We start from the raw sequence: 17384 nt of genomic DNA on the forward strand, positions 1-17384 counted from the left end.
GGAAGCCGCAGCAGCACAGACATATAGGGACTGAAAGCATCTGTAGAGCCGATTTTACCGATCACATATAAAATATAAATATAGAACGGCGGATAATCACTTGATCCGTTCGTGTAAAAGCCCGATAAGCTATCCGCTGCCGTCATAGCCCAGTTCCGGAATAGCATTAAATCCATGTGACCCGAGATCCACGGGGCGATCGCCATTTTTAAAAAGAATCCCGCACCCAGCACGGTCCACAGCATCAGCCCCCGGTTGCTTTCCCCGAGCTTCCATTCACGGGCCCGAAAACGGTACGCAATAAACACGAACACACCAAAGAATACAGCGGCAAAGATCGCCAGCGGAGTTGCATAAGCGGATGAAGAGTTTCCACTTCTTCCACCACCCATACCGCCGCCAGGTCCGCCCATACCAGGTCCGTTGCCGGACATGCCACCCGGACCTCGATGCTGCCCGTCTCTAGCAGCACCGCTGCCTCCGGATGAAGATTTGTCATTCCCGGCCGTTGTACCTTTGTTGCCCGATGTCGATGTATTCTGGGTGGATGGGGTGGATGAATCGGCAGATTGACCTGTTGTACCTTGACTCTTACCGTCAGAGCTATTCGTGGTATCCGTCGATGTCGAATTTGAGCTTGTATCCTGCCCTACATCTCCTGCTCCACGATTTGCGTCAGTCTGACCGTTGGAGGGACGTTGCCCCGGTCCTCCCATGCCCCCGCCAGGTCCACCGCCTCCGAATCCGCCGGATGGGCCCTGCCTAAAAGCGGCGGACTGGGACGCCGAGCTGCCCGAATAACTCCATAAAGAAACGACACTCACGACAGCACACAATATGAGACTACATAGAAGGATATATTTCAGACCGTTCGCTTTCCAAACGTTCAAATCCGATGCACCTCTCTCTGTTTCTATTTTCCTCATATTGTATCTGCCTTAGCTTAGGACTTTGTGAGTTCTGGCTGAATGTTGGCTGAATATGGGATCATTGCGCTGTGTATTGTTGCTCCATATCCTTAATTGCCCTTTCCAGTTGGGTCTGCGGATACTGCAGCATGTTGCCGTGCCCGACAGCCAATAAGGACGGCTTGAGATGCGCGAGCTTTTTGGCGCTTTCCAGCGAGCGGTCCTTGTTCCAGGTAGCCAGTGCGGGAAATGGAAACAGCGGCTTGAGCCTTCCCGACACCGCCACACCACCTCGGACCTGGAAGGCATCACCTGCAATCAACGCACGGGTACGCATGTCCAGAAATGCCATCGAGCCCGGCGTATGTCCCGGTGCGCTGATCGCCAGCAGCGAGCCTACATGGTCCCCATCCTCCAGCAAGACATCAGGCCGGGTAAGAATGCCTTTCGGCACACTGCCCCGAATGGGAGTATCCGGTTCACCCGCCTCCAACGACACATCACCCCGCAGCAACCGCGCATCTCGTCTGGAGACAAATACCTGCGCATCAGGATTTCTTACCTTCAACCGATCCAACGCACCCACATGATCCTCATGGGCATGGGTAAATACAATTCGTATAATCGGCTTCCCCATCCGCGCAGCAGCCTGTTCAATACCTTTGGCACTGTAAGGCAATCCGGCATCGATCAGGGTGAACCCATCGTTCTCCTCCACCAAGTAACAGTTCACCGGGAACAGTCGGGGCATAAACGTCAATTGATACATATGTTGCACCTGAACGATACGCATTCATTTCATCTCCTTGTTTTATAAAACTAATTATATTAGTATTATAAATAATATCATTAGTTTTAATCAAATTTTTTCTTTCATATCATCTGGAGCTTGTATTTATCACATCATGCTGAAGGAGAGGGTGATTCGCTGGCCCCCTGCCTCTTCAAGGTTGGGTTCATCTTGGCGCTGAACTAATGATCTTTGGTTTAGCAACTGCAGCGCTATTTCGCAGCGAACGGTATCTTTGGGCTATCATTCTGGCCGGTACATTCATCGTTAACCGTCTTCTCATGCAGTGGTGGGGGCAATAATGGTTAAAAAGGAGCAAAAAAGCAGACCTGGATTCCTGACTCCGGGTCTGCCTCTCTATCATGTAATACAAATGCCTTTCGACTCATCAACCCTGCCGAACAGCCTCGGCAATAGGCGTACTGCCTGACACCAAATCAATCGCACGTTGATATGTCTGGGGTTCATCCAGTACAGCGACTACCGCCCCCGCCACATCCTCACGGGAAATAGAGTGGCTGTCAAGATTATTCCCGGTAGTGACTTTACCGCTCCCCGGCTCATCTGTCAGCCCACCCGGACGAAGAATGGTGTAATCCAGATTGCTCGCTTCCAGCAGACGGTCTGCATAATGCTTTGCCACGTAATACGGCTTAATCGACTCGGGCCATTGCTCCCGATTCTCCGCATGCAGGGCGCTGACCATAATGAAGCGGCGGATACCCGCTTGCCCGGCAGCTTCCATCGCCTTGACCGCTCCATCGAGATCAATGAGCAGGGTTTTATCTGCTCCTGTTTTTCCGCCAGAGCCTGCCGTGAACACGATAGCATCGCTGCCTTTTACGGCTGCGGCAATTTCGCTAACCGTCCCTTCAAGGTCAGCTATCACCGTTTCCGCTCCCAAACGCTCAAGCGCCTCAGTCTGATCCGGATTACGGATGAATGCCTTTACGCGATGTGATTCATTTTGTCCCAGTAGGCGAACAAGATGTCTGCCCACTTTTCCATTTGCACCGATTACCAGCACGTTCACACATATCCCTCCTGTATTCGCAGTTTCATCTCCATGATTATACAGCAGTATTTTACCCTTCGTATCAAAGAGACAATCAGCAGACTACACTTGTTCGACCTCAGGATTTTTCTGAAAGCTCGGCATTTCGCTGCTGCTGCACGCTCAGGCCTGCCAAAAAGGTATCCATCATCACTGCAATGCTCCGATCCACTTCCACAGGCAAACCAAAGCCTCCCTTCTGTTCAAGCGAGGCAAACCCATGCAGAAGACTACGGAACCCCCTTGCTGCATGAATGCAATCCTCTTCCTTGAAGCCGTAGCCACTGGACAGGACGGAAATGACAAGCTCCGCCACACGATCCGCAGCGTCCCTCAATTCGGTATCCTTGCGGTCGGTAGCATACAGCATCGCTTCATACAGCCCGGGTCGCTCGCGGGCATATCGCATATATGCTTTCCCCATCGCAGTCAGTGCATCATCGCCCGCTCTGCCAACCGCCGCACTTGTCAAAGCCTCCTCTAATTGCTCAAGGCTATGCAGTGCCAGCACTTGACGCAGTCCGTTCAATCCGTCTACGTGGTTGTACAAGGATGGAGGACGAATGTGCAGCTTTTGCGCCAGCGTGGTGAGCGTGACCTCCCCCATCCCCCGTTCATTGGCAATATCCTCGGCAGCTTGTAAAATATCTTGCAGCTTTACTCCGTTTCTCGGTGACATCCCTATGTCTCCTTTTATCGAATTTCGAACCCTATTTCCATTTTAACTAATCCTGTTAGTCTATACAAAGACAATGCCGTTTGCAACAACTGGTATAATAAAAGAAATAAGCTCATAGAGCGGGTCTGACAACTTTTTTGATCCTCTATAAAGGAGAACACTATATTTATGGATTCCATACCACTTCCAGCGATTGAATTTAAGCACGTCACCAAGTATTTTACCGGATCTGAGCGGCAACGTGCTGTCCTGAACGGAATTACGGCAAAGGTCTCTCCCGGCAAAATTACCACGCTCGTCGGCCCGTCCGGGTCTGGCAAAAGTACACTGCTCTCACTATGCAACCTTTTACTGTCACCGGATGGAGGGGAAATCAGCGTATTTGGCAAACCTGTATCCGAGTGGGAAATCCCTGAACTGAGACGGAAAGTCGCATTGGTTTTTCAGGATGCTCCCATGCTTCAAGGAACCGTCCTGTACAATCTCCAAACTGCAGAACGGCTGCACGGTACGGTATTGCATGATCCGTCCGGTCTGTTGGAACGCGTAGGGCTCACCCGCGACCTGTTGGACCAGAAAGCGCAGGATCTGTCCGGTGGTCAAAGACAGCGCTTGGCCTTGGCCCGGACGCTCGCCAACCGCCCGGATATTTTGCTGCTGGATGAGATTACCTCCGCACTGGACCCCGCCTCGGTAAAAGAGGTTGAGGATCTGCTGCTGCAAATGAACAAGGAAGAGGGAACGACCATGATCTGGATTACGCATCATATGGAACAAGCCCGCAGAGTCGGCCACGAAACATGGCTGATGATCGACGGAAGACTGGTGGAACAAGCGGATACCGAGACCTTTTTCCATGCGCCGCAGCATAGTGAAACCCGCAGGTTCATCGCAGGGGAATGGGTATGACGATTATTGCCTTGATTCTTTCCCTCGGTTTTGTATTTATTGCCATCGTCATGTCCAAATCCTTCAAGCTTGGTCTGGATCGGGATATTATCATCGCCACGATCAGAGCATCGGTTCAGCTGCTGGCTATCGGTTATGTATTACATTTGATTTTCGGGATGCAGAGCTACGGATTTATCGTATTGTTCATTCTGCTCATGATCACCGTAGCCTCGCAAAATGTGGCACGCAAAGGACGATTTATTCCCGGTCTCATGTGGAAATCATTTCTGACGCTGCTGTGTGTGGAAATCGTTACACAGGCATTCCTGATTAGCCTGCATATCATTCCGGCGACAGCCAGGTATATGATTACGATTAGCGGCATGATCATTGGCAGCTCCATGATTTTGTCCAGCCTGCTGGTGTCCCGGCTCAAGTCAGAGGTCCTGCTGCGTAAGCCTGAAATCATGCTCATCCTGGCACTGGGTGGCACACCGAGACAAGCCATTTTTCCCATACTCAAGGATTGCATACGCTCCAGTATGATTCCAACCATTGAGGGACAGAAAACGCTGGGGCTTGTCCAGCTACCCGGTATGATGACCGGGCAGATCATCGCAGGAGCCAATCCCATTGCCGCCGTCCGTTTGCAGCTGCTGATCGTATTTACCACCATGACCTCTGCGATTTTGACCAGCGTGCTGCTCAGCCTGTTTATTTATCCGGTATTATTTACGCGCCAGCAGCAGTTGCGCACAGAAGCATGGGAACGCTAATCCTTATCAGACTAGGGCACTTTTACAAAAGTCTATCTGCCAGATGATCGGTAGGTAGGCTTTTTTGGTGTATATTCTGGTCCCTGCACGAAATAAGTATGCTGTGATTTATATCATCAGGCTTACAATATACATATGTAGGTTAAATGCCTATTTTTAAGAAGGAACACAGAAACAAGTCATCTAACAACACAAAAAGGAGATAAAAGAATGAACCATCGTTTATTAATCAAAAACGGCTGTGTACTCACGCTCGATAAGACCATAGGTGATTTTAAAAAAGCGGATATTCTTATCGAGGGAACCAAAATTGTCGCTGTTCAACCGGAGTTGGACGCATCCGATTATGAAGTTGTTGACGCTACAAACATGATTGTGATGCCAGGATTCGTGGATACACATCGCCACACCTGGGAATCTGTCGTTCGTAATGTAGGTGCCGATTGGTCTCTCGAAAAGTACCTGGGGCGTATGTACTATGGGAATATTGGAGCTAAATTACGCCCGCAGGATGGATATGTAGCCAATCTGCTGGGTGCGCTGGAGGCGTTGGATGCAGGGGTTACCACACTACTGGATTGGTCGATGATTAATTCACCCGATCATACAGATGAGCTGATCCGGGGCTTGCAAGAATCGGGAACACGAGCGGTCTTTGCCCACGGAGCTCCTGGTGACGCCGAATATTGGTCCAGAGAAAGCCAGATACGACAATCCGATGACAGCAGACGGGTGAAAAAGCAATATTTCTCGTCAGATGACCAGTTGCTTACCATGGGGTTGGCCATAAGAGGACCAGAATTTAGCGCATGGGAAACAGCGGTTGATGAGATTCGATTCGCTCGGGAGCTCGGTGTGCTGTGTACAATGCATTTGGGCTTCGGGACATGGGGTTCGGTGGATCGGTCGATTGAAAAATTGCATAAGGCCGGACTGCTCGGATCGGATCTTAACTTTGTCCATGCCAATACACTCAGCTATGAGGAGTATAAGCTAATCGCAGATTCGGGCGCCTCCATTTCCGTGACTCCGGAAATCGAAATGATGATGGGACATGGCTACCCAGCTACAGGGTTGTTTATGGAAAACGGAGGAAGACCTTCATTAGGAGTCGATGTCGTCGTATCAACCGGTGGAGACATGTTTGCACAAATGAAGTTCGCTTTGCAGGCAGAACGATCCAGAATCAATGAAAAAATGTTATCCAGAGGAGAAATGCCGGTGGAATTCACCATTTCCGCACGGGACATTTTAGAATTTGCGACGATTGACGGTGCCCGAGCATTGGGACTGGATCATAAAATCGGTACGTTAACTCCAGGGAAAGAAGCCGATCTGATTATGATTCGAACCGACGATCTGAATATGTTTCCGGTAAATCATCCAATCGGCGCTGTTGTGCAATGTGCCAACACAAGCAACGTCGATTCGGTATTTGTGGCTGGGAAAGCTGTCAAACGGCACGGAAAAATGCTGCATGCAGACATCCAACGCCTGCGCACTTTAGCCAATGAGTCGAGAGATTATATTTTCTCACAATACGGAGTGCCTGAAGAAGCATGGCCAATCTGATTTTTTTGTTTGGAGGTATGGCTACATGAAATCATTTCGCTTTTGGTTGGTCCTAATCTCAATTTTAGTAATTATCGTAAATGTTTCGGGCTACGATGACTATAATATACTATTGGCTATTATTAGCCCGCTGGTTTGGATTTACGAGTCATTTCAATTTGTGCGAAAAGCAGATATTCCAATAGCCGTTGTATACCTAACTACACTGGGTTTCTGGTATCTTATTGGATACGTTTTGGATCGTGTGATTAGAAAATTGAAATCTGTTGAAAAATGAGAACAGTTCATTACTAACGGGCTCTGTTTTGAGGTGCAATACACATCGAATTGACATTGTGGGCACAATACGATGTAAATATAGAATAAACCGATCACTGTATCATACAGTTGTCGGTTTATTCTTAACCAGTAATTTGAATATCCTGTTCATTGATTCGTTCAACTTCACCATTACTGTACTCTTTAACAAACTGACCATCCGGCGTTTTATAGACGATATAGGTGCCATTTGCTTTAGCGTCCAGTTTAGCTCTATCTCCAGTTAGTTTGATTAACTTACCCAGGTCCTGTACACGATTCATTCAGTCATCACCATCCAATTCAAATCATATATCGAGAATATATCATAAATCGGAAAGCGTTAGAGAGCTCATTCAAAAGCAACTCGATGCCAAGCAACACTATTCAAATTCTCCACCTCTCCGCCTATTTTCTTTATAAGTCTCCCTAACCATTAAATATTATCCTCTAAACTATCGTCTACCTTCTCAGACTCGTACTCGACTGTTTTATAGTCAGATGACGAAGGAATCATATTGACCACAACATTCCTCATTTTCAACTTGTACGTGCATTCATCTACAGACATGATACGATAGTCTATCGGTGTTCCTTGGGCTTTTAGAAAGTTAAGTCGTGCCCGGTCTATTTTAAAGCGATAATCATCAGACAGTGAAAGCATTTTGTCGTAATCACGGCTCATAGAAGCATTCATGTATTCTGCAATTTACTCAAGTTATTGCTTAGTAATGTTTACATATATAGTTTCATTTTTTGAGGTACTCTCTACAGTCGCACCCATCACCTCTGAAACAAATCTGAGCGGCACCATCACACGGTTTGGCGATACTGGCATAACAGGCGCACCAGGCATTATTTTTTCTTTATCATTTACATAAGCTACTCTACTTCCAATAGTCAGACGCACGATTTTTCCATTTCCTGAACGAATTGTAACCTCTTGCTTCTCTCTATTCCAACTTACAGTTTCACCCAAATTCTCTGATATAAATCTAATGGGAACATACGTTGTACTGGTTGCTCGTTCAATATAAGGATTTGCATCAGATGTGACTTCAACATTGTTTACTTCAAGGACAATATTGTACAAATATTGAGGGAGAGCAGCATTTGCCTGATCTACTGTTACAAAGAAAATCACATCAAGCTTCCTCCACACAATTTATTACATTTTTTGACTTTCGGATGTATTTTTATTTCATATAAGGCATTTTATAGATATTATGATATAATCAGTTCCGTTACTCGTTAGGGGGATTAGTTTTGCATAGGGGGGATTGGAAGATACGGTTGTACTGGTTATGAGTTCGTCTAAGAGCATAGATTGCTCAAGTACAGAGGTATGTTCAAAACCGTAGTGGTTACACAGATCATAAAGCAGCTGTCTGGCATTCTCTAATTGTTGATGTAACGTTTCATACGTCTTCATTCAAATTCCCTCCCAATGAATCTCATTTTAGGATGGAATGAGTAAATATGAATTATCCATTTTTTCATTCAAAAAAAATTTGAAACAAAAAAGACCAGCACTTGAAGCTGGTCTCTGGCAATGAGTTGTTGCTTGATTCAGGCTCCGCCAATGTGTCCTTGAATTTGGATTCCACCATGGCTTGGGTATCCAGCTTGAATTGGTAGTGCGAATACCAGTAAAAAGCTAGTTACTGCCAAGAAGAAAGCCATCCTTTTGATCATTTCTTTCCCACACCTCCTGAGACATTTTTTCGTACTGAGCCAGTGTTCCAGGAGCGACATACGCTCTGAAACGATCAAACAAACCTGAGCAATTGGAAATAAGTAGTACATGGTTAATTGTAACAGCTTTTTCAAAAGCAATTATTAAACATTTAAAACCATAAGGAAATTTTCCTTTATTTAGGCTGTACTTAGCAAGCTTATACCAAAACCGAACATACTCTTCTGGTAAAACCTGCTGGGTAAACATATCTTCAGATGTGGGTTCTTGATAAGCTGCAATCTGAGGCTCAAAGCGCTGAAGGATATGATCCACATTGATATTGTAACGATTGGCTGCTTCTATAACGTTCAAAAGTTCGGCAAAAATGTGTTGTTCACCGGCCATATACTCTACGTAATCTGGCAGTACACTAACATCTCCAGACATGAGCTTGTTTACGTATGTATTAATCTTTGCCCAGCGTTGAAAGAGGCCAATCCAATGAAGTGTATCCGGGTCTTGCTCCCTCACCCAGCTTAAATCAGTATAAGCACGGATATGTTCTAAGCCTTGTGCATAATTTCCTTTTGCATCACATGCATTTGCACACATCAAATCAGAATAGGCTATATATACAAAAAGTGGTCTACTTAGTTGCTTTAGTGACCGTTGTTTCTTGTGTTTGGGGCTATGAGCCAGAGCATATTTTATTTGCCCTAACCGCCTCATTTCCTTAGCAAACTTGTATACCTTGTCCCACTGGCTCAATGCTCTGTATACATTCGCCAAATCTTTTAAGGCATCGAGTTGATCGATTTCGCCCAAACGATTGACAAAAGGCTCAAATTTATTTGCTGCTTCGAGATTAATCGCTCGATCCTTCCCAATCGTAAGCTTAAACAGGCGATACTGACACACCGCAAGTCGCTCAGAATGCTGATGTTTTTCACTCTCGGCGACATTTTTATAAAGGAACGCCGCTGCTGCATTGTGTCCGTCTTTGAAAATATCCTCGGCTACTTCAAAGAGCAACGGAGGATAGATAGGGTTATCCAGCAGCAAAATGACAACTCGCTGCAAGCAATCGAGCCGATCCAGTTCCACGCAGCGGTACAAAAAGGGGCTAATTCTTCGCCAGTTCAGCGGTTCTTCCTCAATACATTCTTTAACATAACGATCATAAAAATGGTCTGCGGATCGCTCCATAGCTAAAGTTATACGATCCAATTGATTAACAGAGATGGACCGATTGCCCGTTACAATTCCATTTGCGCCCATTGATGTCGCAGGACCAATTAATAAAATTGTTAACGGTACCATAATTATTAAACAGAAAAATGGGAGAAATAACGGTCTGATCACTTCGTTTATTTTCCTATTTAAAAACTTCTCAAGGTAATACAACATCCATACTGAAAATAGCGGTGGCAGCACCGAAGAGGTATACGTCGTTGCACTTATGGCAATTCCTAAGAACGAAATACTGTTTCCTTCTGCAATTTGTACATTAGAGCGCTTGAGTATGATTCGAAGTCGAGTTGCACAGTGTGTAACGCTTAGAACATTCTCTTCTCCGCCAACAGCTTTTAGTATATCTTTTGCAAGCTTGAAATAATCTCTCAACTTTTTCTGTCATTGGATCCGTCCTTAATTCACTTTACACTTACATTATAATTTTAACGGTATAATATATAAAAAACCAAACAAAATTTTAAAACATGTACAATTTAGTTGAGTGTACTTTTAAAAAGTTTATGGTATAATTCTGGTATTGATAAAAAATAAAGAGGAATGTATATGTTAAAGTATCAACACATCGCAAATGAACTGGAAAAATATATTGAAGAGCATTCACTTCAACAGAGAGAGAAACTGCCATCTTTAGAAACGTTGATGACTCAATTTGAAGTGAGTAAGAGTACAATTACCAAATCTTTAGATCTCTTAGAGAAAAAAGGGATTGTGTTTCAAGTCAGAGGTAGTGGAATTTTTGTTAGAAGGCATAAGAGAAAAGGATATATTAGTTTTCTATCTAATCAGGGGTATAAAAAAAGCCTTGAAGATTTTCAAATAACGTCAGAAGTGATTGAATTAGACGTTCGTAAACCACCAAAAGAAGCGGCTCTTAATTTAAATATGGAACCAGGTGACGATGTCTATTATTTAAAGAGGATTCGTTATATTAACGGGCAAACGTTATGCTTAGAGGAATCGTATTACAATAAATCGATCATTACTTATTTGAATAACGAAATTATTTCTGAATCAGTATTTAATTATATTACAGAAGGATTAGGATTAAATATCGGTTTTGCGGATACATTTCTTCATGTCAATAAGTTGACTGATGAAGAAGCAAAGTATTTAAGGTTAAAAAAGGGAGATCCTAAACTATACGTTGAATCTGTGTTTCACTTAACCAATGGGCAACCATTCGACTTTTCCAAAATAACGTATAACTATGAACAATCGCAATTCTTCGTACAAACGAACAGTCATTTTTTGTAAAAATACAAGCTCTTGGTTTCTTTTCAACTAAACCGAGCAAGATTTGGCAGTGAGCACGTTATTTTGAAGGAGCATTCATTATTGCTATGTTGTTCGCGGTAACATTTAATGATGCTTCCTTCGGAAAAGATGTTAGTGGCAAGACTTGGAGATGTCATTATGGTAGATGAATACCTTTTTGCATATTGTTGATCGTGTCACACAAAAGACAGCCCCTTTCAGGCTGTTCACAAAGGGGCTGTCCCAAAAGTCATCGTAGATGACTTAAGGATACCCTTTTTCAATTATGTCACAGAAAAAGAAGTCGTTCCTTATAAAAATGGAAGTGGAGCTACCATTCAAAGGAGGGCTTCTTTTGTAAATTCAATATATCACCACGAGCCAACTCAATCTGCGAATGAATTTAGAACAAGATATTCCAGAAAACACCTTGTTCTAATCATAAGCGCGGCTGCAAACCGTAAATTTACAAAATAACCCGAATGAGGTATTTATTTATAAGCGTCCATTATTCGGATTATTGTTCATTGCTAAGTTAACAGGGGATATCCTATAATTCTTCCCCATTCGTTTCAATAACTTGTTTGTACCAATTGAACGAATCCTTCTTATAACGCTTCATTGATCCGTTTCCTTCATTATCACGATCCACATAAATCATGCCATAACGTTTTTTCATTTCTCCTGTTCCGAATGACACAATATCGATGATTCCCCATGGCGTATAGCCAATTAAATCAACACCATCATAAGTGACTGCTTTTTCTAAGGCTTCGATATGTGATTTTAAATATTGGATTCTTTCTGGATCATGGATGGAGCCATCCGCTTCAAAAGTATCCACAGCACCAAATCCATTTTCTACTATAAATAATGGAACTTGATAGCGATCATAAAAACGGTTTAATGTATATCGAAGTCCAGTTGGATCAATGGTCCAATCCCAATCAGTAGCCTTGACGTACGGATTCTCTACACTATTAGGTAATCCGCCATTCAATCCGCCATTCACAACATCTCCAGTGTTATCATTTACGACATCGCTTTTGACAGTTGTAGACATATAGTAACTAAAGCCTAAATAATCAACTGTACCATTTCTTAAGATTTCGTCATCGCCTTCTTCGAACTTGATATTATATCCTTCTCTTTCAAATTCTTTTAAAGCGTAGCTTGGGTAGTAACCACGAACTTGTACATCAGGGAAGAAGTAGCGTTGTCTCATTTCTTCTTCAGCTAACATCACATCTTCTGGATTGCATGAATAAGGATAAATTGGTGTATGAGATACCATTGCCCCGATTTGGAACTCTGGGTTAATTTCTTTTCCTTTTGTTACTGCTAATGCACTTGCGAGCAGTTCATGGTGTGCGGTTTGATACATTACTTCTTTCACGTTCTCGCCTTCTTTTACCATAACACCCGAGTTTGTCCATAAGAACAGGGGGTTATTCACATCCATTTGGTTATTGATTTCGTTAAATGTCATCCAGTATTTTACTTTATCTTTATAGCGATTAAAGCAAACCTCCGCGAATTGTACGAAAAAGTCTACTACTTTTCTATTTCTGAATCCACCATATTCTCTTGCCAAATGCAACGGTAATTCAAAGTGAGAAAGTGTAATAACAGGCTCAATTCCATACTTTAGTAATTCATCAAATACATCATCATAGAATTGTAATCCTTCTTCGTTCGGTTCAGCTTCATCGCCTTTTGGGAAAATTCTGCTCCAGCCGATCGATGTTCGTAAGCATTTTAATCCCATTTCAGCAAACAAGGCGATATCTTCTCTATACTTATGATAGAAATCAATTGCTTCATGGTTTGGATAAAACTTATCAGCTTCAATTGTTTCTGTAATTTCTCGTGGTACGTTATATGCACCTGCTGTCATTACATCTACAACACTTGGCCCTTTACCGCCTTGATTCCAGCCACCTTCAAATTGATGCGCGGCTAAAGCGCCGCCCCATAAAAAGTCTTTTGGTAATTGTCCCATTTTCATTTCCTCCTTTTTATTGTAACAGTATAATTAAATTATAATTATACCGCTACAATTTATCAATGACTAAATAAAAACTTTATATACTAATAATGATATTGGGTCGTTTTTTAAGGATTATGCTATACTTATGATGGTTAACTGAGATAAAGAAAACTCGCCAATTGGCGAGCCTTGAATTTGGTTGAAGACAGTGACATAGCTGCAATTATACTGTGCTTTTAAAATTTCCTGTTATAGCAAATGTAATTTACACTTACTAAATAAGCTAAAGTGAAGTGGGGATTCTGACTTACGACAAAGCAAAAATCGAATTGATCAGAGCTCTATTTACTGAACATGAAATTGTTCACACAGTTATGGATATTAGTAATCCAACTAGTTGTTGAGGCCAAGAGTTGTATCGATTACCGAGATTAACAGTGATATAATCGCATGAACGATTTGGATTGATGTGAAGATATGATAGTTATTTCTAAAAAAATGGTGTTAACGATAAACTAAATTGTATTTTTCCTTCTGTACTCTCCAGGTGTTACTCCGACTTTTTTTCTAAACATTCTAATAAAGTAGCTTGAGGAATTAAAACCACACTCCAAACAGACTTCTTGGATAGAGCGGGGAGTAGTGTGTAAAAGACGTTTCGCCGCATCAATCCGTTCTTGCAATAAATATTCTACAGGAGAACATTTCAAATAAGAATGAAAGCATCGTGCCGCCTCACTCTTACTAATATTTGTGGAGTTTGAAATGTCTTCGAGTGTCACAGGGTTCATGTAATTTTTTTGAATAAATGAAATCATGTTCTGAAGTCTTACTTGAGAATGTAATTCCCGTTTATCAGTAGTAACCACAGGAAGGTGGTTTCGATGCTGAACAATCAACAACCAAATCTGATTGAGAAGGCATTGTACTTGCATTTCGAAACCAACATCTGAGATTGGATCTACATCAAAATCCAGAATAGGAAATGAACCGTAACTGCTCACAGCACCATATCGTTGAAGTAGAGCAAAGATGTAATCCAGCTTTATCAAAATTTCCTTATGCCATTTTTCTTGAGTATGAAATACGACATATGGCAAGTTTTTGTCGCTAAGAATCGGCACGATGTATTTTTTATATAAAATACTTGTATGGGGAGCAATCAGTTCAGCAGAAAAAACGATGACGGGGCATTCACATAGGTCATCTTCATTTATTTGTTCATAGGAATGCAATGTATTTCTACTAATGAAGATGCCATCATTAGCTTCTAATTTAATTTGGTGATGACCCACTTGAACCAACACAGTTCCTCCACGAGCAACAAAGAATTCTAGCTCAAAGTGCCAGTGAAGTGGGACTTTGTAGTTATTAAATTTATGTAGCTCATCTACATAGTATTGAATTGGAAAATCAAGCTGACCATGTTGAATATTTTCGAAGAATGTACTATCTAATGGCATCGTATCAATTCTCATTAAAATCATCCTCTCTGGGAATATAGTGATATTTTATGGAGATAAAGTGACTTGTCCAGCATATTTTCGATGATATAATACCATCTGAAGTGTTGAATAGTTGCAAACCATATTATAAAAACAGGGGGAATTAGGGTGAGCATTCAAGATTTTGACAATTTTTTTTGGTTAAACGAATCTCATATATCATTTGAAGATGACAAAGTGATTATGTACGCCCCAGAGAAAACTGATATTTTTTGCAATAATGGAGCTGTTTCAGAAGAAGGCATTACACCTGAGAGTCTTGTAAATGCTCCGTTTTTCTATACGGAAGTTTGCGGAAATTTTGTATTGCGTGCAAAAGTACAACTTGATTTCAAAGATGTTTACGATGCAGCTTGCATAATGGTGATGAAGGACTGGGAAGTATGGGGGAAACTATGTTTCGAACTTACCGATTTCAATACACATGCTGTTGTTAGTGTAGTTACAAACCAAACTTCAGACGATGCTAACGGTAACAATATCGAAGGAGATTCCGTGTGGCTACAAATTTCACGATCCGGTCAGTCATTTGCATTTCACTACTCTTTAGATGGTGAACAGTTCTTCATGGCTAGATTCTTTAATCTTCCTGTTGAGGATAAAGTCAAGGTAGGTTTTCTTGCTCAATCTCCGACTGGCAGAGGCGGAAATAGAAACTATTCACATATTTCATTAGAACAAACGACCGTAAAAAATATCAGATTCGGCAAATAATACTGAATTCATTTATATATTTAATGTTGGAACTAATAAACACGATCTGATAATCAATATCAGGGTGCCTAGAACACATCATGATAGAACCCTGGTGAGAAACTATGTTTAGCAAAATGAGGCGATTTAGTGAGTTCAAATTCATCACCCTTACAAATCAACCGAGCAGCTAATTGGGCATTAGCCGGTGTAAGTATTGCACATCTACTGAATGATACAATGCAGACAGTAATACCTGCATCGGTTCTGCAACCCCTGTTGGTTATATTTCCGATCGCAAACCGATGCCAATCTTATTACCGGCTGGCATGTTATGTTCACTAATCGGTATGCTTGGCTTTGCATTTTCATCTGCATTTTGGATGCTTTTAGTTGTAGCCTTTTTAATTTTTCCACAAGGTCAACATAGTTATTTGTGGTTATTAGGATTAGGTTTCTTAGGTATGCTCATTCAAAGTCGGGTCAGTCGTTGGTATAAAGCAAAAATTGCTATACCAAGCAATCTACGATTCATTCTACGACAAATAATGTAGCTCCAAATACTTCAAATCGCAACAACCTCTTCATTGCTTTTACACTCTTTATCTTAGTACTGCTTCTCTTTTCCAAATTCGTGTATCTAGCAGGGATGACTGGATATTATTCGTTTTATTATGCTGGGACATATGGAGTAACATTATCTCAAGCACAAATCAGTTTATTTATCCTACAGTTTGCGGGCATGATTGGAACACTCATTGGGGGGGCTTGGGCTCTGTTATTTTGGGATCATTGATTGATATTACAAGTGTAGCTTGGGTCATACAACTATGTTCCTTTTCACCACTATTAGGATTATTGGCAGTTTTTCTGCCAAAGGGAAGAAAACAATAAATGCTTAACTGAAAAGAGTAGATTGGCTTTTTCTTTATTGTCTATACATTTCGCGAGAGATTACACCTGAAATGGTGTTTATAAATCTATACTAAATAACGTGTAAATTCAGTCAATTATTAAAACTGGTCATTTGAGAGGATCTGATAAATATGAAAGAAGAAGAACGTATTTTCCAAGGGAAGTTATTTGCTCCATCGCACCCTGATTTAAAACTGATAAAACGAAATGCTCACAATCTGAGTCGATATTATAGCGATATGTACGAGAATCAGGAAGAAGAACGTAATAGTATACTCCAGAAATTGCTAGGACGTATAGGTGAGAATTGTTATATGCAAGGACCTATTTTTTTTCATTATGGTACACACACCGAAATCGGCGATCATTTTTTCGCTAACTATAACTTGACAGTTCAGGATGATGCTAAAATTAAAATTGGAAACAATACCCTTTTTGGTCCCAATGTCACCATTGCTACTCCAATCCATCCCTTTATTGCTTCAGAGCGAAAGCAGATGATTAATCAAAAAGGAGAGGTTAAACACTTATGTTACGCAAAGCCAGTAACCATTGGTAACAATGTCTGGCTGGCAGCCAATGTAACGGTTTGTGGAGGGGTTACCATAGGTGACAATTGTGTGATTGGTGCTGGGAGCGTGGTGACTCGTGATATCCCAGCAAATTCGTTTGCTGCTGGTGTTCCTTGTAAGGTCATTCGCCCTATAACTGAGGCTGATAGCATGCGCTTTAAACCAGAAATATTAGCAGATTGCCGAATCGATGAATAAATTTGTCCACTTGAGAGAGTAACATACCAATTCTTGCAACAGCAATTTATTGCCGAATTGATTGGGAAATTTCCTATACTGAGACTGACGGCTATTTCTGATTTTATAAGAATAAGTTACCGACATTTTTAGACTTGCCTATTTGTTAGCCATAATTGGTTTTGTACTTTGGGGATTTGGATCGGCAGGTGGATTTCTCATCGTAGTATTTGGAGCTGGAGATACTCCGTGGGGACTTCGAGTGTAGGCGTTGTATCAACTCATGTATTATTTTCTTGCAGGTTCACCTGTGATTGAACTTATAAATGAATTCTTTGATCTATTTTTGCGGTAACTGTTGCCTATCAAGAGCAGTGCG

The 17384-nt window shown here is 42.1% G+C and carries 16 protein-coding genes and 1 pseudogene; 6 read left to right on the plus strand and 11 right to left on the minus strand.

The features are described from left to right. The 4 genes and pseudogenes from WG8_RS29210 to WG8_RS24525 form a co-directional block, all read right to left on the minus strand. Positions 1-716: pseudogene (locus WG8_RS29210) on the minus strand (glycosyltransferase 87 family protein); the annotation flags it as partial. 271 nt (positions 717-987) lie between these two features. After that, complete coding sequence (locus WG8_RS24515) at positions 988-1701, minus strand: MBL fold metallo-hydrolase (protein ID WP_007432988.1); 714 nt, start codon at positions 1699-1701, stop codon at positions 988-990. A gap of 385 nt (positions 1702-2086) precedes the next feature. Continuing rightward, entirely contained in the window at positions 2087-2731 is a 645-nt protein-coding gene (locus WG8_RS24520; protein ID WP_007432989.1) for an SDR family oxidoreductase, read from the minus strand. A 100-nt stretch (positions 2732-2831) separates the two neighbouring features. Beyond that, positions 2832-3431: a TetR/AcrR family transcriptional regulator gene (locus tag WG8_RS24525; protein WP_007432990.1), complete on the minus strand. Its 600-nt coding sequence runs from the start codon at positions 3429-3431 to the stop codon at positions 2832-2834. Positions 3432-3599: 168 nt separating this feature from the next. On the opposite strand from WG8_RS24525, the gene WG8_RS24530 reads away from it, so the two are divergent. The 3 genes from WG8_RS24530 (at position 3600) to WG8_RS24540 (ending at position 6670) form a co-directional block, all read left to right on the plus strand. Beyond that, positions 3600-4340, plus strand: a complete 741-nt coding sequence (locus WG8_RS24530) for an ABC transporter ATP-binding protein (protein ID WP_007432991.1) — start codon at positions 3600-3602, stop codon at positions 4338-4340. Next, complete coding sequence (locus WG8_RS24535) at positions 4337-5098, plus strand: ABC transporter permease (protein ID WP_007432992.1); 762 nt, start codon at positions 4337-4339, stop codon at positions 5096-5098. The genes WG8_RS24530 and WG8_RS24535 overlap by 4 nt, the downstream gene beginning before the upstream one ends. 210 nt (positions 5099-5308) lie before the next feature. Then, positions 5309-6670, plus strand: a complete 1362-nt coding sequence (locus tag WG8_RS24540; protein WP_007432993.1) for an amidohydrolase family protein — start codon at positions 5309-5311, stop codon at positions 6668-6670. 401 nt (positions 6671-7071) lie between these two features. Here the strand turns inward: WG8_RS24540 and WG8_RS24550 are convergent, their stop codons facing one another. The 5 genes from WG8_RS24550 to WG8_RS24565 all read right to left on the minus strand — a co-directional run bounded on the left by WG8_RS24550 (position 7072) and on the right by WG8_RS24565 (position 10268). Beyond that, on the minus strand, positions 7072-7251 hold the full coding sequence (locus WG8_RS24550; RefSeq protein ID WP_007432994.1) for a hypothetical protein: 180 nt from the start codon (positions 7249-7251) through the stop codon (positions 7072-7074). Between the two features lie 152 nt (positions 7252-7403). After that, positions 7404-7652: a hypothetical protein gene (locus WG8_RS26880; protein ID WP_232289166.1), complete on the minus strand. Its 249-nt coding sequence runs from the start codon at positions 7650-7652 to the stop codon at positions 7404-7406. 33 nt (positions 7653-7685) lie between these two features. Continuing rightward, positions 7686-8111 (minus strand): copper amine oxidase N-terminal domain-containing protein, encoded by a 426-nt coding sequence (locus WG8_RS24555; RefSeq protein ID WP_007432995.1) that lies wholly within the window; start codon positions 8109-8111, stop codon positions 7686-7688. A gap of 57 nt (positions 8112-8168) precedes the next feature. Continuing rightward, positions 8169-8399, minus strand: a complete 231-nt coding sequence (locus tag WG8_RS29635) for a Spo0E family sporulation regulatory protein-aspartic acid phosphatase (protein WP_157136365.1) — start codon at positions 8397-8399, stop codon at positions 8169-8171. 225 nt (positions 8400-8624) lie between these two features. Then, positions 8625-10268 (minus strand): PTS transporter subunit EIIB, encoded by a 1644-nt coding sequence (locus WG8_RS24565; RefSeq protein ID WP_083837616.1) that lies wholly within the window; start codon positions 10266-10268, stop codon positions 8625-8627. Between the two features lie 174 nt (positions 10269-10442). Here WG8_RS24565 and WG8_RS24570 point away from each other — a divergent pair, with 174 nt between their 5' ends. After that, positions 10443-11153 (plus strand): GntR family transcriptional regulator, encoded by a 711-nt coding sequence (locus tag WG8_RS24570; RefSeq protein WP_043891390.1) that lies wholly within the window; start codon positions 10443-10445, stop codon positions 11151-11153. Positions 11154-11703: 550 nt separating this feature from the next. Here WG8_RS24570 and bglA read toward each other — a convergent pair. Together bglA and WG8_RS24580 are read right to left on the minus strand one after the other, a co-directional pair. Next, positions 11704-13155, minus strand: coding sequence for a 6-phospho-beta-glucosidase BglA (gene bglA / locus WG8_RS24575; RefSeq protein WP_007432998.1), 1452 nt, complete (start codon positions 13153-13155; stop codon positions 11704-11706). A 503-nt stretch (positions 13156-13658) separates the two neighbouring features. Further along, entirely contained in the window at positions 13659-14621 is a 963-nt protein-coding gene (locus tag WG8_RS24580) for an AraC family transcriptional regulator (protein ID WP_052310882.1), read from the minus strand. 135 nt (positions 14622-14756) lie between these two features. On the opposite strand from WG8_RS24580, the gene WG8_RS24585 reads away from it, so the two are divergent. Both WG8_RS24585 and WG8_RS24590 read left to right on the plus strand, forming a co-directional pair. After that, positions 14757-15362, plus strand: coding sequence for a DUF1349 domain-containing protein (locus WG8_RS24585; RefSeq protein WP_007432999.1), 606 nt, complete (start codon positions 14757-14759; stop codon positions 15360-15362). A 1025-nt stretch (positions 15363-16387) separates the two neighbouring features. After that, complete coding sequence (locus WG8_RS24590) at positions 16388-17026, plus strand: sugar O-acetyltransferase (RefSeq protein ID WP_043891391.1); 639 nt, start codon at positions 16388-16390, stop codon at positions 17024-17026. The last annotated feature ends 358 nt before the right edge of the window (positions 17027-17384 follow it).

Origin of the sequence: Paenibacillus sp. Aloe-11 (assembly GCF_000245715.1) — a bacterium.
GTDB lineage: Bacteria > Bacillota > Bacilli > Paenibacillales > Paenibacillaceae > Paenibacillus > Paenibacillus kribbensis.

What these genes read in the sequence shown, in the direction of transcription:
- WG8_RS24515 (WP_007432988.1), bottom strand. Translation starts at nt 1,701, where the DNA reads ATGCGTATCGTTCAGGTGCAACATATGTATCAATTGACGTTTATGCCC.
- WG8_RS24525 (WP_007432990.1), bottom strand. Translation starts at nt 3,431, where the DNA reads ATGTCACCGAGAAACGGAGTAAAGCTGCAAGATATTTTACAAGCTGCC.
- WG8_RS24530 (WP_007432991.1), top strand. Translation starts at nt 3,600, where the DNA reads ATGGATTCCATACCACTTCCAGCGATTGAATTTAAGCACGTCACCAAG.
- WG8_RS24535 (WP_007432992.1), top strand. Translation starts at nt 4,337, where the DNA reads ATGACGATTATTGCCTTGATTCTTTCCCTCGGTTTTGTATTTATTGCC.
- WG8_RS24540 (WP_007432993.1), top strand. Translation starts at nt 5,309, where the DNA reads ATGAACCATCGTTTATTAATCAAAAACGGCTGTGTACTCACGCTCGAT.
- WG8_RS24550 (WP_007432994.1), bottom strand. Translation starts at nt 7,251, where the DNA reads ATGAATCGTGTACAGGACCTGGGTAAGTTAATCAAACTAACTGGAGAT.
- WG8_RS26880 (WP_232289166.1), bottom strand. Translation starts at nt 7,652, where the DNA reads ATGAGCCGTGATTACGACAAAATGCTTTCACTGTCTGATGATTATCGC.
- WG8_RS29635 (WP_157136365.1), bottom strand. Translation starts at nt 8,399, where the DNA reads ATGAAGACGTATGAAACGTTACATCAACAATTAGAGAATGCCAGACAG.
- WG8_RS24570 (WP_043891390.1), top strand. Translation starts at nt 10,443, where the DNA reads ATGTTAAAGTATCAACACATCGCAAATGAACTGGAAAAATATATTGAA.
- bglA (WP_007432998.1), bottom strand. Translation starts at nt 13,155, where the DNA reads ATGGGACAATTACCAAAAGACTTTTTATGGGGCGGCGCTTTAGCCGCG.
- WG8_RS24580 (WP_052310882.1), bottom strand. Translation starts at nt 14,621, where the DNA reads ATGAGAATTGATACGATGCCATTAGATAGTACATTCTTCGAAAATATT.
- WG8_RS24590 (WP_043891391.1), top strand. Translation starts at nt 16,388, where the DNA reads ATGAAAGAAGAAGAACGTATTTTCCAAGGGAAGTTATTTGCTCCATCG.